Source organism: Bacteroidota bacterium, from assembly GCA_034723125.1.
Lineage (GTDB): Bacteria > Bacteroidota > Bacteroidia > CAILMK01 > JAAYUY01 > JAYEOP01.
Genome location: JAYEOP010000163.1, coordinates 1 through 15,195, shown reverse-complemented (window position 1 = coordinate 15,195; position 15,195 = coordinate 1). Strand labels below are relative to the sequence as shown.

Annotated in this window: 10 protein-coding genes; 9 read left to right on the top strand and 1 reads right to left on the bottom strand. The window is 28.4% G+C overall.

What is annotated here, in order from left to right; translation table 11 throughout:
* Positions 1–543: 543 nt before the first annotated feature.
* From U9R42_04870 to U9R42_04830, 9 genes are all read left to right on the top strand, one after another.
* Entirely contained in the window at positions 544–2,625 is a 2,082-nt protein-coding gene (locus U9R42_04870) for a HAMP domain-containing protein (protein MEA3495349.1), read from the top strand.
* Between the two features lie 93 nt (positions 2,626–2,718).
* Entirely contained in the window at positions 2,719–2,976 is a 258-nt protein-coding gene (locus U9R42_04865) for a hypothetical protein (protein MEA3495348.1), read from the top strand.
* A 19-nt stretch (positions 2,977–2,995) separates the two neighbouring features.
* Positions 2,996–7,267, top strand: a complete 4,272-nt coding sequence (locus U9R42_04860; protein MEA3495347.1) for a response regulator — start codon at positions 2,996–2,998, stop codon at positions 7,265–7,267.
* An 11-nt stretch (positions 7,268–7,278) separates the two neighbouring features.
* The gene (locus tag U9R42_04855) at positions 7,279–8,859 is read left to right on the top strand and encodes a response regulator (GenBank protein MEA3495346.1); all 1,581 of its coding nucleotides are present in this window, start codon (positions 7,279–7,281) and stop codon (positions 8,857–8,859) included.
* A 12-nt stretch (positions 8,860–8,871) separates the two neighbouring features.
* Positions 8,872–9,264 carry a response regulator gene (locus tag U9R42_04850; protein MEA3495345.1) on the top strand — a complete coding sequence of 131 codons (393 nt, stop codon included), beginning with the start codon at positions 8,872–8,874 and terminating at the stop codon, positions 9,262–9,264.
* Between the two features lie 18 nt (positions 9,265–9,282).
* Entirely contained in the window at positions 9,283–10,908 is a 1,626-nt protein-coding gene (locus U9R42_04845; protein ID MEA3495344.1) for a response regulator, read from the top strand.
* Between the two features lie 111 nt (positions 10,909–11,019).
* On the top strand, positions 11,020–11,844 hold the full coding sequence (locus U9R42_04840) for a protein-glutamate O-methyltransferase CheR (protein ID MEA3495343.1): 825 nt from the start codon (positions 11,020–11,022) through the stop codon (positions 11,842–11,844).
* A 17-nt stretch (positions 11,845–11,861) separates the two neighbouring features.
* Positions 11,862–12,425, top strand: coding sequence for a chemotaxis protein CheB (locus tag U9R42_04835; GenBank protein ID MEA3495342.1), 564 nt, complete (start codon positions 11,862–11,864; stop codon positions 12,423–12,425).
* 148 nt (positions 12,426–12,573) lie between these two features.
* A complete protein-coding gene (locus tag U9R42_04830) occupies positions 12,574–14,733 on the top strand; it encodes a S46 family peptidase (GenBank protein MEA3495341.1) in 2,160 nt (719 codons plus the stop codon).
* Positions 14,734–14,866: 133 nt separating this feature from the next.
* Here the strand turns inward: U9R42_04830 and U9R42_04825 are convergent, their stop codons facing one another.
* The gene (locus U9R42_04825) at positions 14,867–15,121 is read right to left on the bottom strand and encodes a hypothetical protein (GenBank protein ID MEA3495340.1); all 255 of its coding nucleotides are present in this window, start codon (positions 15,119–15,121) and stop codon (positions 14,867–14,869) included.
* Positions 15,122–15,195: the final 74 nt, after the last annotated feature.

The window sequence follows — 15,195 nt, the reverse complement described above, 5'->3', positions numbered from 1 at the left end:
ATAAGCTTCAAGAAATAGATAGAATTATAATTACTAATGTTAAAGGACAAATAGTAAAAATTGTAACAAAATTAAATTCCAATTTTATTGATATAGCTGAACTCAAAAGTGGAATGTACTTTTGTACAATCTATAAAAATCAAGAAGTAATTCCTTTGAAGTTTGTTAAAAAATAATACTAACAAGCATTTTTTAATAAATTACTTGGAATTTAACACAGTATCTATAAATACATTTTTTTTAAAAAACAAAGATGGTTATACTTTTTTAGGTGGATACTTTTCGGTTAATATATACACATCTGACTTCTTTCATTTTATTACAGAAGATGAAAATTATTGTCACTTAACAGTCAATACTTAATTTGCAACCTCCTCCTTTTCATTGTGTATTCCAGTAGCTAAGAAGGTTGTAAAATGGATAAATAAAAATTAATTTTGAAAAGCAATGTTTGATGTAGTATTTTTGAAAAGCATAAATATGAGATAATGTAATTTTTTCAAAAGAACAAGTTTTTTTAGATATATTAAAATTGAATGTTAGATGCTTAAACCCTTAATGAACCTCAAAATAAAAGTTCGTCTTTTGATTATTATTTTTATTAGTGTTGCAAGTATTTTTATGGTTGTTTATGCTGCTTTTTATTCAAATAACAGTGCTAAAGTAATGCATTCATCTTATAACATTCAAAAAGTACATATTTTGTATTTCAACAGGGCAATTAATGAGTTCTATAACTTCTCAAATACTCATGATAAACAGCATCTGAAAGTTTGCTATAATTATCTTGAAGATGTTAACCATATAGCTTCTGTATTTTCAAGAATGGATGAAATATTTGAGAAAAACAAAAAGCATGAAATAGAAAAAATATTGTATGATACTTTAAAAGTAGGTTTTAATTATAACAAAAGAAATGCAGAATTGATGGTATCAAGGCTTGAAGCAATATTTCTTTTGGATATTAGTGCATTTGAAAAAATAATGGATTTTACTGAATATGAGGTTGAATTAGGTGAAAGGATTATAAAACAAATTCAAGAATATGAAAAAGTACCTACAGCACAAAATTTTGAAAAAGTACATAATTTAGCTGAGGAGATGCTGAGTTATTATGAAGGCTTTGATGAAGCAATGTCGCATATTGAAAAATTTGCAGATAAATTATTTTTACTTACTGTTGGTATTGCAATGCTAATTGCAATATTTTTAATTGTATTTTTTAATGTTTTAATTTTAAATTCAATTATTAAACCTATTCATTTTCTTACAAAAATTATTAAAGCAATTTCAATTGGAGATTTGTCAATAAAAATTGATGTAAAATATAAAGATGAAATTTCTAAGTTGTTATTGGCATTTAAAAGGATGATTATTACCTTAACGCATATTGAAAAAAATGCAAAAGATATTTCCTCAGGTGATTATTCAAAAATTATAAAGCCTAAATCTAATAATGATGTGCTAAGTGCATCATTAAACAATATGACAATCTCATTAAGAAAATTGCATATAAAAAATGAAGAACACAAGTGGTTAATAAACGGTCAGAATGAATTGAATAATTTATTAAAAGATGAAAATAACCTTTACAATGCTACATTGGTAACTATTTCATTTCTTGCAAAATATGTGAATTCTCAAATTGGAGTATTTTATATTTTCGATAAAGAAAAAAAAGAATTAAAGCCATCAGGGGTTTATTCATTCTCTTCTTCACTTACAAAAAAGAAATTTAAAATGGGTGAAGGTATGATAGGGCAGGTTGCTAAAGAAAAGAAAGTTAAAATTTTGAGGGAGGTTGAAAAAGGATATTTACCAATTGAAACAGGCTTGGGAGTTTCAGATTCTGTAAACATTGTTTTTCTTCCTATATTTTATCAGGAGTTTGTAATAGGTGTTATTGAACTTGGTTTTTCAAAAAAAGTTGATAATTTACAAATTAATTTTTTGAAACAAAGTTCAGAGATAATTGCATCTTCTTTAAATTCAAAAATTAAACATTATGATATTTTAGGATTGTATTCAAAAATGAAAATAAATACTGAAGAATTAAAAGAAAGTAAAGGCGAATTAGAAAAAAGTGCAGTGGAATTAGAAGAAAAGCAAGAAGAAATGAAGGCGTTAAATGAAAGTTTGCAAGAACAATCTGATAAATTAAAAATGTCGGAAGAAGAATTAAGGGTTCAGCAGGAGGAATTACGTGTTACTAATGAAAAGTTGGAAGAGCAAAAGAAAATAATGGAGGTGCATATAAATGATCTTTATAATACAGAAAAAAACTATAGAGCAATGTCAGAAGAAATTTCTAATCCATTTATTATTGTTGAAAATGCTTTGATATTAAGATATAATTTTTCTTTCGCAAAAATGTTTGGTCATTCAAATAATGAAAAAATGTTAAATAAAGAGTTGTTGTCAATTAGTGCTGACATTCAGGATGATGGGATGCCAAAAGAACAAAAATTTGATAAAATAATAACACAATTGGAGGTTGCAGAGAGTTATAAATTTAATTGGATTTTTAAAGATGAGAATAATATAAACATTGTAAAAAAACTTATTATGTTTACAAATAAAATTAAAAATAGGGTATTCTTTTATGCTCTTTGTTTAAATGAATAAATAAAATCAATTTGGAAAAGGATAATTGAATGTAGTATATTGTGAAGAAATTTAATTGATGAAAATGGTGGAATTTTAAAAAAAAAAGAATTTATGGTAAATAAAAAAGATATATGTCCAAGAGCAGAAAAATGTCCTTTGTTTACAGGATTGTTAGAAAAAAACAAAAGATTAAAAGATGCTTATAAAAACATTTATTGTAATGCAGGAGAGGAGGGTCGGAATAATTGTAAAAGATTTATTGTGGCGGAGGAAACTGGGGAATGTCCACCTGATATTTTACCAAACTCTTCCAAGAGTGTTGAAGATATTATTGAAGCTATGCATAATAAACAAGTTGTTATTAAGTAGATTATAAAAATTATAAAATATGAAGTTCTTTAGTGGAAAAAGTGTAAGGGTTCAATTGGTTGCTGTTGTTTTTGGAACAATAATATTATTAGTCTCCTCTTTGGGAATGTTTGTTCATGAATTTCAAAAACATTTGATAATTAAAAAAAATACTCAAGCAATAGAATACAAACTACTTGACTATGTAGATATGTTTGATATTGTAGTAGCTGAAAAAAAGGACAGGGTTAATAAGCAAATACTTGTTGCTCATCAGATATTTTATGAAAATTATTCGAGTAAGTTAATTGAAAATCCAAATAATATGATTGAGTTTGATGCAGTTAATCAATATACTCATGATACTATAAAAGTAAAAGTAGAACAATGGATAAAAGATGGTACTCAGTTGCAATACAATTATAAAATTGTTGACAAAATACAATCTGTAGGTGTACAAACAGTTACTGTTTTTCAAAAAATCCCTCAAGGATATTTGTGCATCTCAACAAATGTAAAAAAGTTGAATGGTGAAAGAGCAGTTGGAACATTTATTCCCAATGCTTCAGTTGTAATAAAAACAGTAGAGCAGGGTAGCACTTATTCTGGAAGAAATTATGTTGTAAATGACTGGTATATTACTAATTATGAGCCGATTTATGTCAATGGGATAATTAAAGGAATGCTTTATGTTGGTGAAAAAGAAAAAGATATTCAAGCAATAAAAGATAAATTTTATAAAACAAGTCTATTAAATAGTGGATATCCTTTTGTTTTGGCAGCTGATAGTAAATTAAGTGGTCTTTTAACTATACATCCAAAAGCTGAAGGAGAAAATTGGAAAATTAGCAAGAATGAAGAAAAAAATAATTTTTATAATAAATTATTGAAGACATACAAAAGTAATAATTTCTCAAATGAACTTGATAGTATTTACAGTTTTAAAGCAAAATCAGCTTACTTTGATGATGAAGTCTTAGTGTTTTTCAAATATTATAAACCTTTTGAATGCTTTATCGGTATTTCGGTACTTAAATATGATTTCGTTACTAAAATGATGAATTTTATTAAGTTATTAATAATATCAAGTATTATTTTTGGACTTTTAATTTCATTTTTTGCTATTAGTAGATTTGTTAAAGGAAAGGTAAGTGTTATTACAAAATTTATATCTTCTTTAAAAAAACTTTCAAAAGGTGAACATGTTGAACAAATAAAAATAAAAGGTAAAGATGAAATATCTCAAATAGCAATGGTAATTAATAATCTTTTAAGTGAGTTTAATAAAAATGCTGAATTTGCAAGACAAATTGGAGAGAACAATCTTGATATTGAGTATGCTCCCTTGAGCGACAAAGATATATTAGGAAATGCTTTATTGAGTATGAGAAATAGCTTAAAGCAATTACTTAATGAACAGAACCTTAATACTTGGCAACAGACCTCCATTGTAAAGATAAATGAGGTAATAAGGGGCGAAAAAGATTTATCACAGCTTGGTTCAAAATTATTAAGTAGTTTGGCAGAAATTCTTGAGATACAAGTTGCTGTTGTTTATATTAAAGATGGGAATAATAGTTTTAAATTAACATCAAGTTATGCGTTTAAAAGTAGAAAAACTGCAAATCAACAGTTTGCTTTAGGAGAAGGAATAATTGGACAAGCTGCCATAGAAAAGAAAACAATTCTTTATAACGAAGTTTCACAAGACCATATTTTTATTAGTTCAGGCTTAGGTGAAATTTCACCCTCAAGTATTTTGGTTTCTCCCCTTGTTTTTAAAAATGAAGTTATTGCTGTAATAGAGCTTGCATCAATAAAGGCATTTCCTGATTTTCAAATTGAATTTATTGAAAAAATTTCTGAAAGTATTGCAATTGCTTTTAATTCAATACAGATACATAATGAAGTACAGAAATTACTTGAGGAATCCACGGTTCAAAAAGAGGTACTGGAAAAACAGAAAGATGAATTGATACATTCTGAAGATAAATTATTGGTACAGCAAGAGGAAATGCTTCAAACAAATAAAGAATTAAATATACAAACAGTAGCATTGAAAGAATCGGAGAAAAAATTACAAAATCAACAAGAAGAATTAAGGGTAATTAATGAAGAATTAGAAGAAAAAGGTAAGTCTCTTGAACTACAAAAAAATGAAATATCAAAACGAAATACAGAACTTGAAAAGGCAAGGAAGAATATTGAACAAAAAGCAAAAGAATTGGAGGAAGCAAGTCAATATAAATCTGAGTTTTTGGCAAATATGTCGCATGAATTACGAACACCTTTAAATAGTTTATTGATTCTTTCGAAAGACCTTGCAGATAATACAAAAGGGAACTTAACGGATGAAGATGTAGAATCAGCAACAATTATAAATCAAAGTGGTTATGACTTATTAAATCTGATAAATGAAATTCTTGACCTTTCAAAAGTTGAGGCAGGGAAAATGGATATTGTTGTTGATGATATGATAATTGCTGAAATTGAAAATAGTATTAAAAGAAATTTTAAACATGTTATTAGTGAAAAGAAAATTGATTTAAAAATTAATATTGAGGATGATGTTCCTAAAATGATAAAAACGGATCAGAAAAAAGTTGAGCAGATAATAAAGAATTTTATGTCAAATGCAATAAAATTTACTAATGAAGGAGGAGTTTCTGTAAACTTTTTTATCCCTTCAGACAACACTAATTTATCTTTAAGCGGATTAGATCCGAAAAAATCTATTGGTATTTCTGTTAAAGACTCAGGTATTGGAATCCCAAAAGATAAGCAATCTGCAATATTTGAAGCTTTCCAACAAGCAGACGGCAGTACATCACGCAGTTATGGAGGAACAGGATTGGGATTATCTATTTCACGTGCTTTTTCAATTTTGCTCGGTGGTGAACTTCAATTAAAAAGTGAAGAAAATATAGGTTCAACATTTACTCTTTTTCTTCCTTTAGAGATAGAAGAAGGAAGTGTAAAGTTGAACTCAGTAACTGATAAAGAGTTGACAATACAATCTTTTTCTGAGGAGGAAAAAAATATTAAAGAAGGAAAAAAACATATTGAAAACCCAATAAAATTAGAAAACAAAAATAATCCAAAAATAGATGACGATAGGAATAATATAAATGACGAAGATTCTTTAATAATTGTAATTGAAGATGATTTAAATTTTGGCAAAATAGTGTATAATCAGTGTGTAGAAAATGATTTTAAATGTATTGTTTCAGAATCAGGAGAAGAAGGCTTAAAATTAATAAAGAAATATATGCCTGATGCTATTATTCTTGATATTAATTTACCTGGTATGAATGGTTGGAGTGTATTACAAAATATTAAAGAAAAACCAGATATAAGGCATATACCTGTTCACATGATGTCGGTTAATAACGATAATGAAATTAAAGCTAATGAGCATGGTGCTATTGGCTTTTTGAGCAAACCTGTAAGTAGAAATAAATTGAATGATGTATTGTCAAATCTAAGAAAAATTACTGATAAAGCACTTAAAGACCTTTTAATAGTTGAGGATAACAAAAATATGAGAAAAAGTATTGTTAAACTCATTGGAAAAGAGGGCGTAAATATCACTGAGGCTGGAACAGGGAAAACAGCATTAGAAGCCATGAATTCAAAGATTTACGATTGCGTGATTTTAGATATGGGATTGCCTGATATGGATGGCTTTGAGCTTCTCGAAAAACTTAAAAATGAACAAGGAAATAATGTTCCCCCAATAGTTGTTTACACTGGCAAGGAGCTATCACAAGAAGAAAATAAGAAGTTACAGGAATACACTGATTCAATAATTTTAAAAGGAGTAAAATCAGAAGCAAGGCTTTTGGATGAAACAGCACTTTTTTTACATAGGGTAATAAGTGATTTACCTGAGAAAAAACAAAACATTATAAAAAAATTATATGATGAAGAAAATATATTTGTAAATAAAAAAGTACTTTTAACAGACGATGATATGCGTAATGTTTTTGCCTTAACAAAAAAATTGAAAGAAAAGGGCATGAAAATTATAAAAGCAGAAAACGGGCAGAAAGCAATTGAAATTTTAAAAAAGGAAGCGGATATTGATATTGTTTTAATGGATATAATGATGCCAATTATGGATGGTTATGAAACTATTTCAAAAGTGAGGAATGAATTGGGGAATAAAAAATTACCGATAATTGCAATGACGGCAAAAGCTATGAAAAATGATAGAGAAAAAATTATTGAAGTAGGTGCTAGTGATTATATTTCAAAACCAATTGATATAGAAAAATTGTTTTCACTAATGCGAGTTTGGTTATATAATTAAAAAAAAAATTTATGAAGAAACCGAAAATATTAATAGTTGATGATAAAAAAGCAAATCTGATTGCCTTAGAGCGTACATTAAAAGATTTTGATATTGAGTTTGTACGTGCATTATCAGGAAATGAAGCGTTAACAAAAACCTTAAATGAGGAATTTGCTCTTGCACTTGTTGATGTTCAAATGCCTGAAATGGATGGCTTTGAAACAGTTTCATACATGCGTCAATCTGATGAATGTAAATACTTGCCAATAATTTTTATATCTGCAATTTATACTGATGACTTTTACAAAATTAAAGGAATTAAAAGTGGTGCTTTTGATTTTATAAAAAAACCCTATGTTTCTGAATTACTAAGAGCTAAAGTAAAAGTATTTATCGACCTTTACGTCCAACATCAGCAACAGGAAGAACTTTTGAAAGAAATTGAGCGAAAGAATATTAAACTTAAGGAGGCTATTAAAAAGGCAAATGACGCAACAAAATCAAAATCATTGTTCTTGGCAAATATGTCCCATGAAATTCGTACACCAATGAATGGTATTATTGGAACTGTAGAAATTCTTAAAAAAATGAATTTAACACCACAGCAATGTGAATTTTTAGATATTATTGAGTTGTCAGGTAATAATTTATTAACAATTATTAATGATATTCTTGATTTTTCAAAAATAGAATCAGGGCAAATAGAAATTGAAAAAATCGCTTTTAATCTGCATGAAGAATTGAGGAAAATTGTGAAGATGTTGGAAATGAAAGCTAAAGATAAAAATATCTATCTAAGGCTTGAAGTAGATTCCTCTGTGGTGCAATTTGTTGAAAGCGACCCTGTAAGATTAAGCCAGATAATAATTAATTTAATAAATAATGCAATAAAATTTACAAATAAGGGTGGAGTAACAATTAAAGTAAAACCAATAATTGAGCAAGATGATTCAACAAAGGTACGTTTTGAAATTATTGATACAGGTGTTGGTATTTCAAAAGAAGGAATTAAAAAATTGTTTAAATCATTTTCTCAAGTTGATGCTTCAACAACAAGAAAATATGGTGGAACAGGATTAGGCTTATCAATTTCTAAAAATTTATCCGAATTATTGGGCGGAGAAATAGGTGTGGAAAGTGAAGAGGGTGAAGGCTCCACTTTTTGGTTTATTATAGATTTTAAGAAAGTTGTAAAGAAAAATGTACAGATTGAAGAGGTTAAAGAAGATGAAACAATTGAATTTAAAAAAGTTTCGGTTTTACTTGCCGAGGATAATGTAATAAATCAAAAAGTAGCTACATTTAATATTCATCAAATGGGACATCAAGTTGATATTGCCGATAATGGATTAATTGCAGTTAACATGTTTAAGAAAAAGAATTATGATATAATTTTGATGGATATTCACATGCCTAAGATGGATGGATTGGAAGCAACAAAAGAGATAAGAAATATTGAAAATGAGAGAGGTGTAAAAAATCCAATAAAAATTGTTGCAATGACAGCTGATATTATTAAAGGAAATAAAGAAAAATATTTAAATTCGGGGATGAATGGATTTATTGGTAAGCCCTTTGATCCGATAATTTTAAAAAAATGGTTGAAATAAATAAATATAAAAATGAAAAATAATAATACTGAAATGAATTGGAAAGGGAAAAAAATACTTATTGTTGAAGATATTGAAACAAGTAGTATGTACTTTAAAGCTGCACTTAGAGAAACCAAGGCAACTTTACTGTGGGCAGTGAATGGTGAAAAAGCAATTTCCGTTTGTAAAGAAAATCCCGATATTGATGTTATCTTGATGGATATTCGAATGCCAATTATGGATGGAGTTATTGCCACAAAAGAAATACGAAAATTCATGAAAGATGTTCCGATTATAGTTCAAACGGCTTATTCACTTTCTGAAGAAGAGGAAATAAGTTTAAAAGCCGGGTCAAATGAATTTTTAATGAAACCAATAAAACTAAATACTCTAATTGGGACAATTAGCAAATATTTTGATTAATTGATGACGATAAAACCTATGTGTGATAAGCCCAAAATAATGATTGTTGATGACGATGATGTTCAAATAAATATTTTTGAAAAATTCGTTGGAGAGCTTGATGTTGAATGTATTTCGGCAAATTCGGGATTTGAGGCTCTTAAAAAAGCCAAAGAAAATAATCTTGCAATGGCAGTTGTTGATGTAAGTATGCCAAAAATGGATGGATACGAAACAGTTATGAAAATGAGAGAGGATGGTAAAAATAAACATTTACCAATAATATTTTATTCTGCTGTTTATTCCGAAAATTATTACGCACAAAAAGGATTAGAAACAGGAGCTGTTGATTTTATTCAAAAACCTATTAATCCTAAAATTTTACATGAAAAAATAAAGGTTTTTTTGAATATTTATGAGCAAAATCAAAAAAGAATTGAACTTATAAATCAACTTGAAGATACAAATAAAAAGTTGAATGATGAAATTGAGCAAAGAAAAGTTATTGAAGAAAAGCTTAGAGAAGCAAAAGAACAGGCTGAGGAATCAGAGCGTTTAAAAACTGCATTTTTGTCAAATATGTCTCATGAAATCAGAACACCAATGAATGCAATTATCGGGTTTTCTGACCTTTTGGTAAAAGGTGGTTTATCAACAAAACAGCAAAATGAATTTATTGAAATTATTAATTCAAATACTTATTCACTCCTAAATTTAATAAATGATATAATTGACATTTCAAAGATAGAATCAGGTCTATTAGTTATCAAAAAAACAGAATGTAAATTAAATAAGATATTAGAACAACTAAAAATTTATTTTGAAAAGGAACTTGAAAAATTAAATAAAAATCATATTAAGATTTTTGTTGACAAAGTAAAAGATGAAGATTTTATATTAAAAACAGACCCTTTACGTTTGAAGCAAGTATTAAATAATCTAATTGGGAATGCTGTTAAATTTACTGATAATGGTTCTATTAGTTTCGGATATAAAATTATTGATAACAAAATTGAGTTTTTTGTAAAGGATACAGGAATAGGGATAAAAAGCAAACAAATGGAAATTGTTTTCCAGAGGTTTATGCAAATTGAAAATAACAACACAAAATTATACGGTGGAACAGGGCTGGGACTTGCTATCTCAAAAAATCTTGTAGAATTACTCGGAGGAAAAATGTGGGTTGAATCCGAAGAAAATAAAGAAACAATTTTTCACTTTACAATTCCATTAGAGGAAGTAACAGAGATTTCTGAAATTGAAAAGGAAAAAGAAGTTGAAGTAAATAATTATAATTGGAAAGATAAAAAAATATTAATTGTAGAAGATGTTGAATCAAATTTTTGGTTTGTGAGAGAAGCTTTACGTAAAACACATGTAAAAATTAAATGGGCAAAAGATGGTAATGAAGCAATAGATATTTGTAAAAACGATGATGAAATTGATCTTGTATTAATGGATATTCAACTGCCTATTGTTGATGGTTATCATGCTACAAGAGTGATAAAAAAGCATAGAAAAGATTTGAAAATAATTGCACAAACAGCTTATGCTATGCCGGGAGAACGAGAGAAAAGCCTTCAGGCAGGATGTGACGAATATCTTGGAAAGCCTATTAGAGTGAAAGATTTATTGAGAATGGTAAATCGATTTATTGATAATTAAGGGAGGTTCGATGAATACATTCGCATTATATCTTATTCATTATCTTTGTTTCTTAAAAGAAATGTATTTATAGCTTCCCCTTAAGTTTGTTTTATTAGGAAAAAAATAGAAATGTTAAATAAATCAAGTGAAATTATTGAAATAGACTTATTTCTTGAAGCTTTGTTTCAGAAATACGGTTATGATTTTAGAGATTACGGAAAAGCTCATATTAAAAGAAGAATTTTACACAGAATGAATTTCGCAGACATTAATAATATTTCTGAAATGCAACATAAGTTGCTGTACGATAAAGAGTTTTTCCAAGTTATACTTCAAGATCTATCAATAAATGTAACCGAAATGTTTCGCAGTCCTTCTTTTTTTAAAATATTTAGAGAAGAAATTATTCCGTATTTAAAAACCTATCCCTTTATAAAAATATGGCACGCAGGATGTGCTACTGGCGAAGAGGTTTATTCAATGGCAATAATTTTAAAGGAAGAAAATTTATTGGAAAGGACTCAAATTTATGCTACTGATTTTAATCAAGCTGTTTTAAAAGAAGCAAAAAAAGGTATTTATTCAATTGAGAATATTAAATTATTTACAAAAAATTATCAGCAAGCAGGGGGTAAATCATCATTTTCCGATTATTACAGTGCTAAATATAAATCTGTTAAAATTGATGATTCATTGAAAAAAAATATTGTTTTTGCTGACCATAATCTGGTAACAGATAGCGTTTTTGGGGAAATGAATGCTATTGTATGTCGTAATGTTCTCATTTATTTTAATAAAACATTGCAAAATAAAGTTTATAACTTATTTTATGAAAGTTTGGTAAAAGGTGGATACCTTTGTCTTGGAGAAAAAGAAAGTTTGAGATATAAGGAATGTGAAAATAAATTTGCCATCAAATCCGAAAAAGAAAAAATTTATTCAAGAAAATACTAAAAATTAGAGAAATAAAAATGTCTTTTAATACAATAGTTATAGGTGCTTCCGCAGGTGGAATTGATGCTTTAACAAAGCTTCTAACTGCTTTAAAATCAGACCTAAAACTTGCAGTTATTGTTGTTCAACATATTAGCCCTTACTCAGATAATTTTATGGTTTCTCATCTTAATAATATCTGTAAATTAAAAGTGGTAGAAGCGAATGAAAAAGACGAAATAAAAAGCGGAACAATTTATTTTGCAGCTCCCGATTATCATCTTCTCGTTGAAGAAGATAAAACATTTTCTCTTTCTGCGGAAGAAAAGGTAAATTTTTCACGACCATCAATTGATGTTTTATTTGAGACCGCTGCTGATGTATATGGAGAAAATTTAATAGGTATCATACTTACAGGAGCTAATAAAGATGGTAGTGAAGGATTAAAAACGATTAAAAAAAATGGTGGTTTTACTATAGTGCAAGACCCTAAATGTGCAGAAGTTGATACAATGCCTATTGTTGCTATAAATACAGTAGATGTTGATAAAATTTTAAACATTAAAGAAATATCGGACTTTATAAACGGACTTGATGAGTAAAGGTTTAATTTTATATTACTTCTGTACAGTTCACTGAAATTTGAAAACTTCTTAGCACTCATTACTCTCAACTCATTTCTCTTTCATAAATTTTAATATCTTTGTAATTGAAAAAAAATATTTATAAAATAAAAAAATAATATAAATAATGAAAAAATCCAAAGTGTATTTTGTTTTAGCAGTAGTATTAATTTTTAATTTTTCATTATTTGCAGATGAGGGAATGTGGATTCCTTCACTCCTTAGCAAATACAATGAAGAAGACATGATAAAAAAAGGTTTGAAAATTTCTGCAGAGGATATTTACAGCATTAATCATTCAAGCTTAAAAGATGCAATTGTCTTATTCGGAAGAGGTTGTACTGCTGAGGTAATTTCTGAAAAGGGATTGATACTTACAAATCATCATTGCGGATATGGACAAATTCAAGCTCATAGCTCAGTAGAACATGATTATCTTACAAATGGATATTGGGCAAGTTCAATGCAAGAAGAACTTGTAAATCCAGGACTTAGCGTAAAATTTCTGATACGAATGGAAGATGTTACAGATATTGTTTTAAAAGATGTAACAAAAACTATGAGTGAATCAGAAAGAAGTTCAATGATTAGAAAAGCTTCATCAAAGCTGATAAATGAAGCAACTTCGGCTACGAATTATATTGCAACTGTAAAACCATTGTATTATGGTAATCAATATTTTATTTATGTTATGCAGGAGTTTAAAGATATTCGCTTTGTTGGTGCTCCTCCTTCTGCAATTGGAAAGTTTGGAGGCGATACTGATAACTGGATGTGGCCTAGGCACACAGGAGATTTTTCTTTATTCAGAATATATTCTGCACCCGATGGTTCACCTGCAAAATTCTCAAAGGATAATATTCCTTTAAAAGCTGAAAAACATTTGAAAATTTCTTTAAAAGGAGTGAAGAAAAATGATTTTACAATGGTTTATGGATATCCTTACACAACTCAGGAGTATTTACCTTCCTATGCTGTGGAAATGATTGCTAAGTATGACCGTCCTGTACGTGTTAGCCTTAGAAATAAAAGGCTTGAAATAATGGCTGGCGAAATGAAAAAAGATGCTAAAGTAAGAATTCAATACTCATCAAAATATGCAGGTGTTGCTAATGGTTGGAAAAAATGGCAAGGAGTTTTAAAAGGTCTTGACAGAATTGATGCCATTGAAAAGAAAAAACAACTTGAAAAGGAATTTACAGAATGGGCTAAATCAAATCCTGAAAGAATGAAAGAATATGGAAATGTTTTACCCGAGTTTGAAAAAGTTTATAAAGAATTAACACCTTTAAAAAATTGGACAACTTATTTCTTTGAATCAGTGTGGGGTATAGAGATTGTACGGTTTGCCGCTAATTTTAGAGGGCTTTCTAATTTAGATAAAAATTCTACTGATGAGCTGGTAAATACTGAAATTGAAAGATTAAGAAAAACAGCTTCAAGATTTTATAAGGATTATAATAGCTCTATTGACAAAAAGATATTTTACAGTATGGTATCAATGTTTTACAATAACATTGAAGCTGACGAATATCCTCCAATGATTTTATCTATCCAAAATAAGTTTGATGGAGATATTGAAAAATATTCAAATTTTGTTTTTGAAGAATCATTTATGACATCTCAGCAAAAATTGAATGATTTTTTGGATAGCTATAAAGCATCAAAAAATAAAAAAATTACAAATGACCCTGTATTTATGCTAATGACTGATTTTATTAGTTATTACAGAAGTAATTATGCCAAACAATTGCAAGAGCTTGAAAATAAAAAAGATAAACTCATGAGAGATTACATGAGAGGGCTGATGGAAATGCAAAAAGATAAATTATTTTATCCTGATGCTAATGCTACAATGCGTTTAACTTATGGAAAAGTAGATACCTATGAACCTAAGGATGCAATAACATACACATATTTTACTACATTAAAAGGAATTATGGAAAAAGACGACCCTAATGTTTATGATTATGATGTTCCTGAAAAGCTTAAAGAATTATATGAAAATAAAGACTACGGGAAATATGCTGAAGATGGAAAAATGCATATTTGTTTTCTTGCATCAAATCACACAACAGGAGGGAACTCAGGTAGTCCTGTGCTAAATGCTTATGGGCATCTTATAGGATTAAATTTTGACAGAAACTGGGAAGGAACAATGAGCGATATTATGTATGATCCTAAAATGTGCAGGAATATTTCATTGGATATTCGTTATTTTCTTTTTATAGTTGATAAATTTGCCGGAGCAGGACATTTAGTGGAGGAAATGGACTTGGTAGAATAAAGAAATTTGAAGATTAGATTATTCTAAAATTCAGTATTTTTTATCCTGCATCCTGCATCTTGTATCCTGCATCTTGCATACTGCATCCAATTTATTTGTTCTCGCAAAGACGCAAAGAACGCAAAAAAAATTATTAAAAAACAATAACATAAATTTTGCATCTTGCATCCTGCATCTTGCATCCTGTATCCTGTATCCTGCATCTTGTATCCTGTATCTTGCATCCTGCATCCAATTTATTTGTTCTCGCAAAGACGCAAAGAACGCAAAAAAAATTATTAAAAAACAATAACATAAATTTTTCATCCTGCATCCTGCATCCTGCATCTTGTATCCTGCATCTTATTATTGTTTTGTGTTTTTTTTTCTTTGTGCTGGGTTTAGACAAATCGTGATTTGTCTCTACATTTTTTCATCCTGCATCCTGCATCCTGCATCTTGCATCCTGTATCTTGCATCCTG

Bases quoted from the DNA above. Each gene is read 5' to 3' on its own strand.
- U9R42_04870 (MEA3495349.1), top strand. From the start codon at position 544: ATGCTTAAACCCTTAATGAACCTCAAAATAAAAGTTCGTCTTTTGATT.
- U9R42_04865 (MEA3495348.1), top strand. From the start codon at position 2,719: ATGGTAAATAAAAAAGATATATGTCCAAGAGCAGAAAAATGTCCTTTG.
- U9R42_04860 (MEA3495347.1), top strand. From the start codon at position 2,996: ATGAAGTTCTTTAGTGGAAAAAGTGTAAGGGTTCAATTGGTTGCTGTT.
- U9R42_04855 (MEA3495346.1), top strand. From the start codon at position 7,279: ATGAAGAAACCGAAAATATTAATAGTTGATGATAAAAAAGCAAATCTG.
- U9R42_04850 (MEA3495345.1), top strand. From the start codon at position 8,872: ATGAAAAATAATAATACTGAAATGAATTGGAAAGGGAAAAAAATACTT.
- U9R42_04845 (MEA3495344.1), top strand. From the start codon at position 9,283: ATGTGTGATAAGCCCAAAATAATGATTGTTGATGACGATGATGTTCAA.
- U9R42_04840 (MEA3495343.1), top strand. From the start codon at position 11,020: ATGTTAAATAAATCAAGTGAAATTATTGAAATAGACTTATTTCTTGAA.
- U9R42_04835 (MEA3495342.1), top strand. From the start codon at position 11,862: ATGTCTTTTAATACAATAGTTATAGGTGCTTCCGCAGGTGGAATTGAT.
- U9R42_04830 (MEA3495341.1), top strand. From the start codon at position 12,574: ATGAAAAAATCCAAAGTGTATTTTGTTTTAGCAGTAGTATTAATTTTT.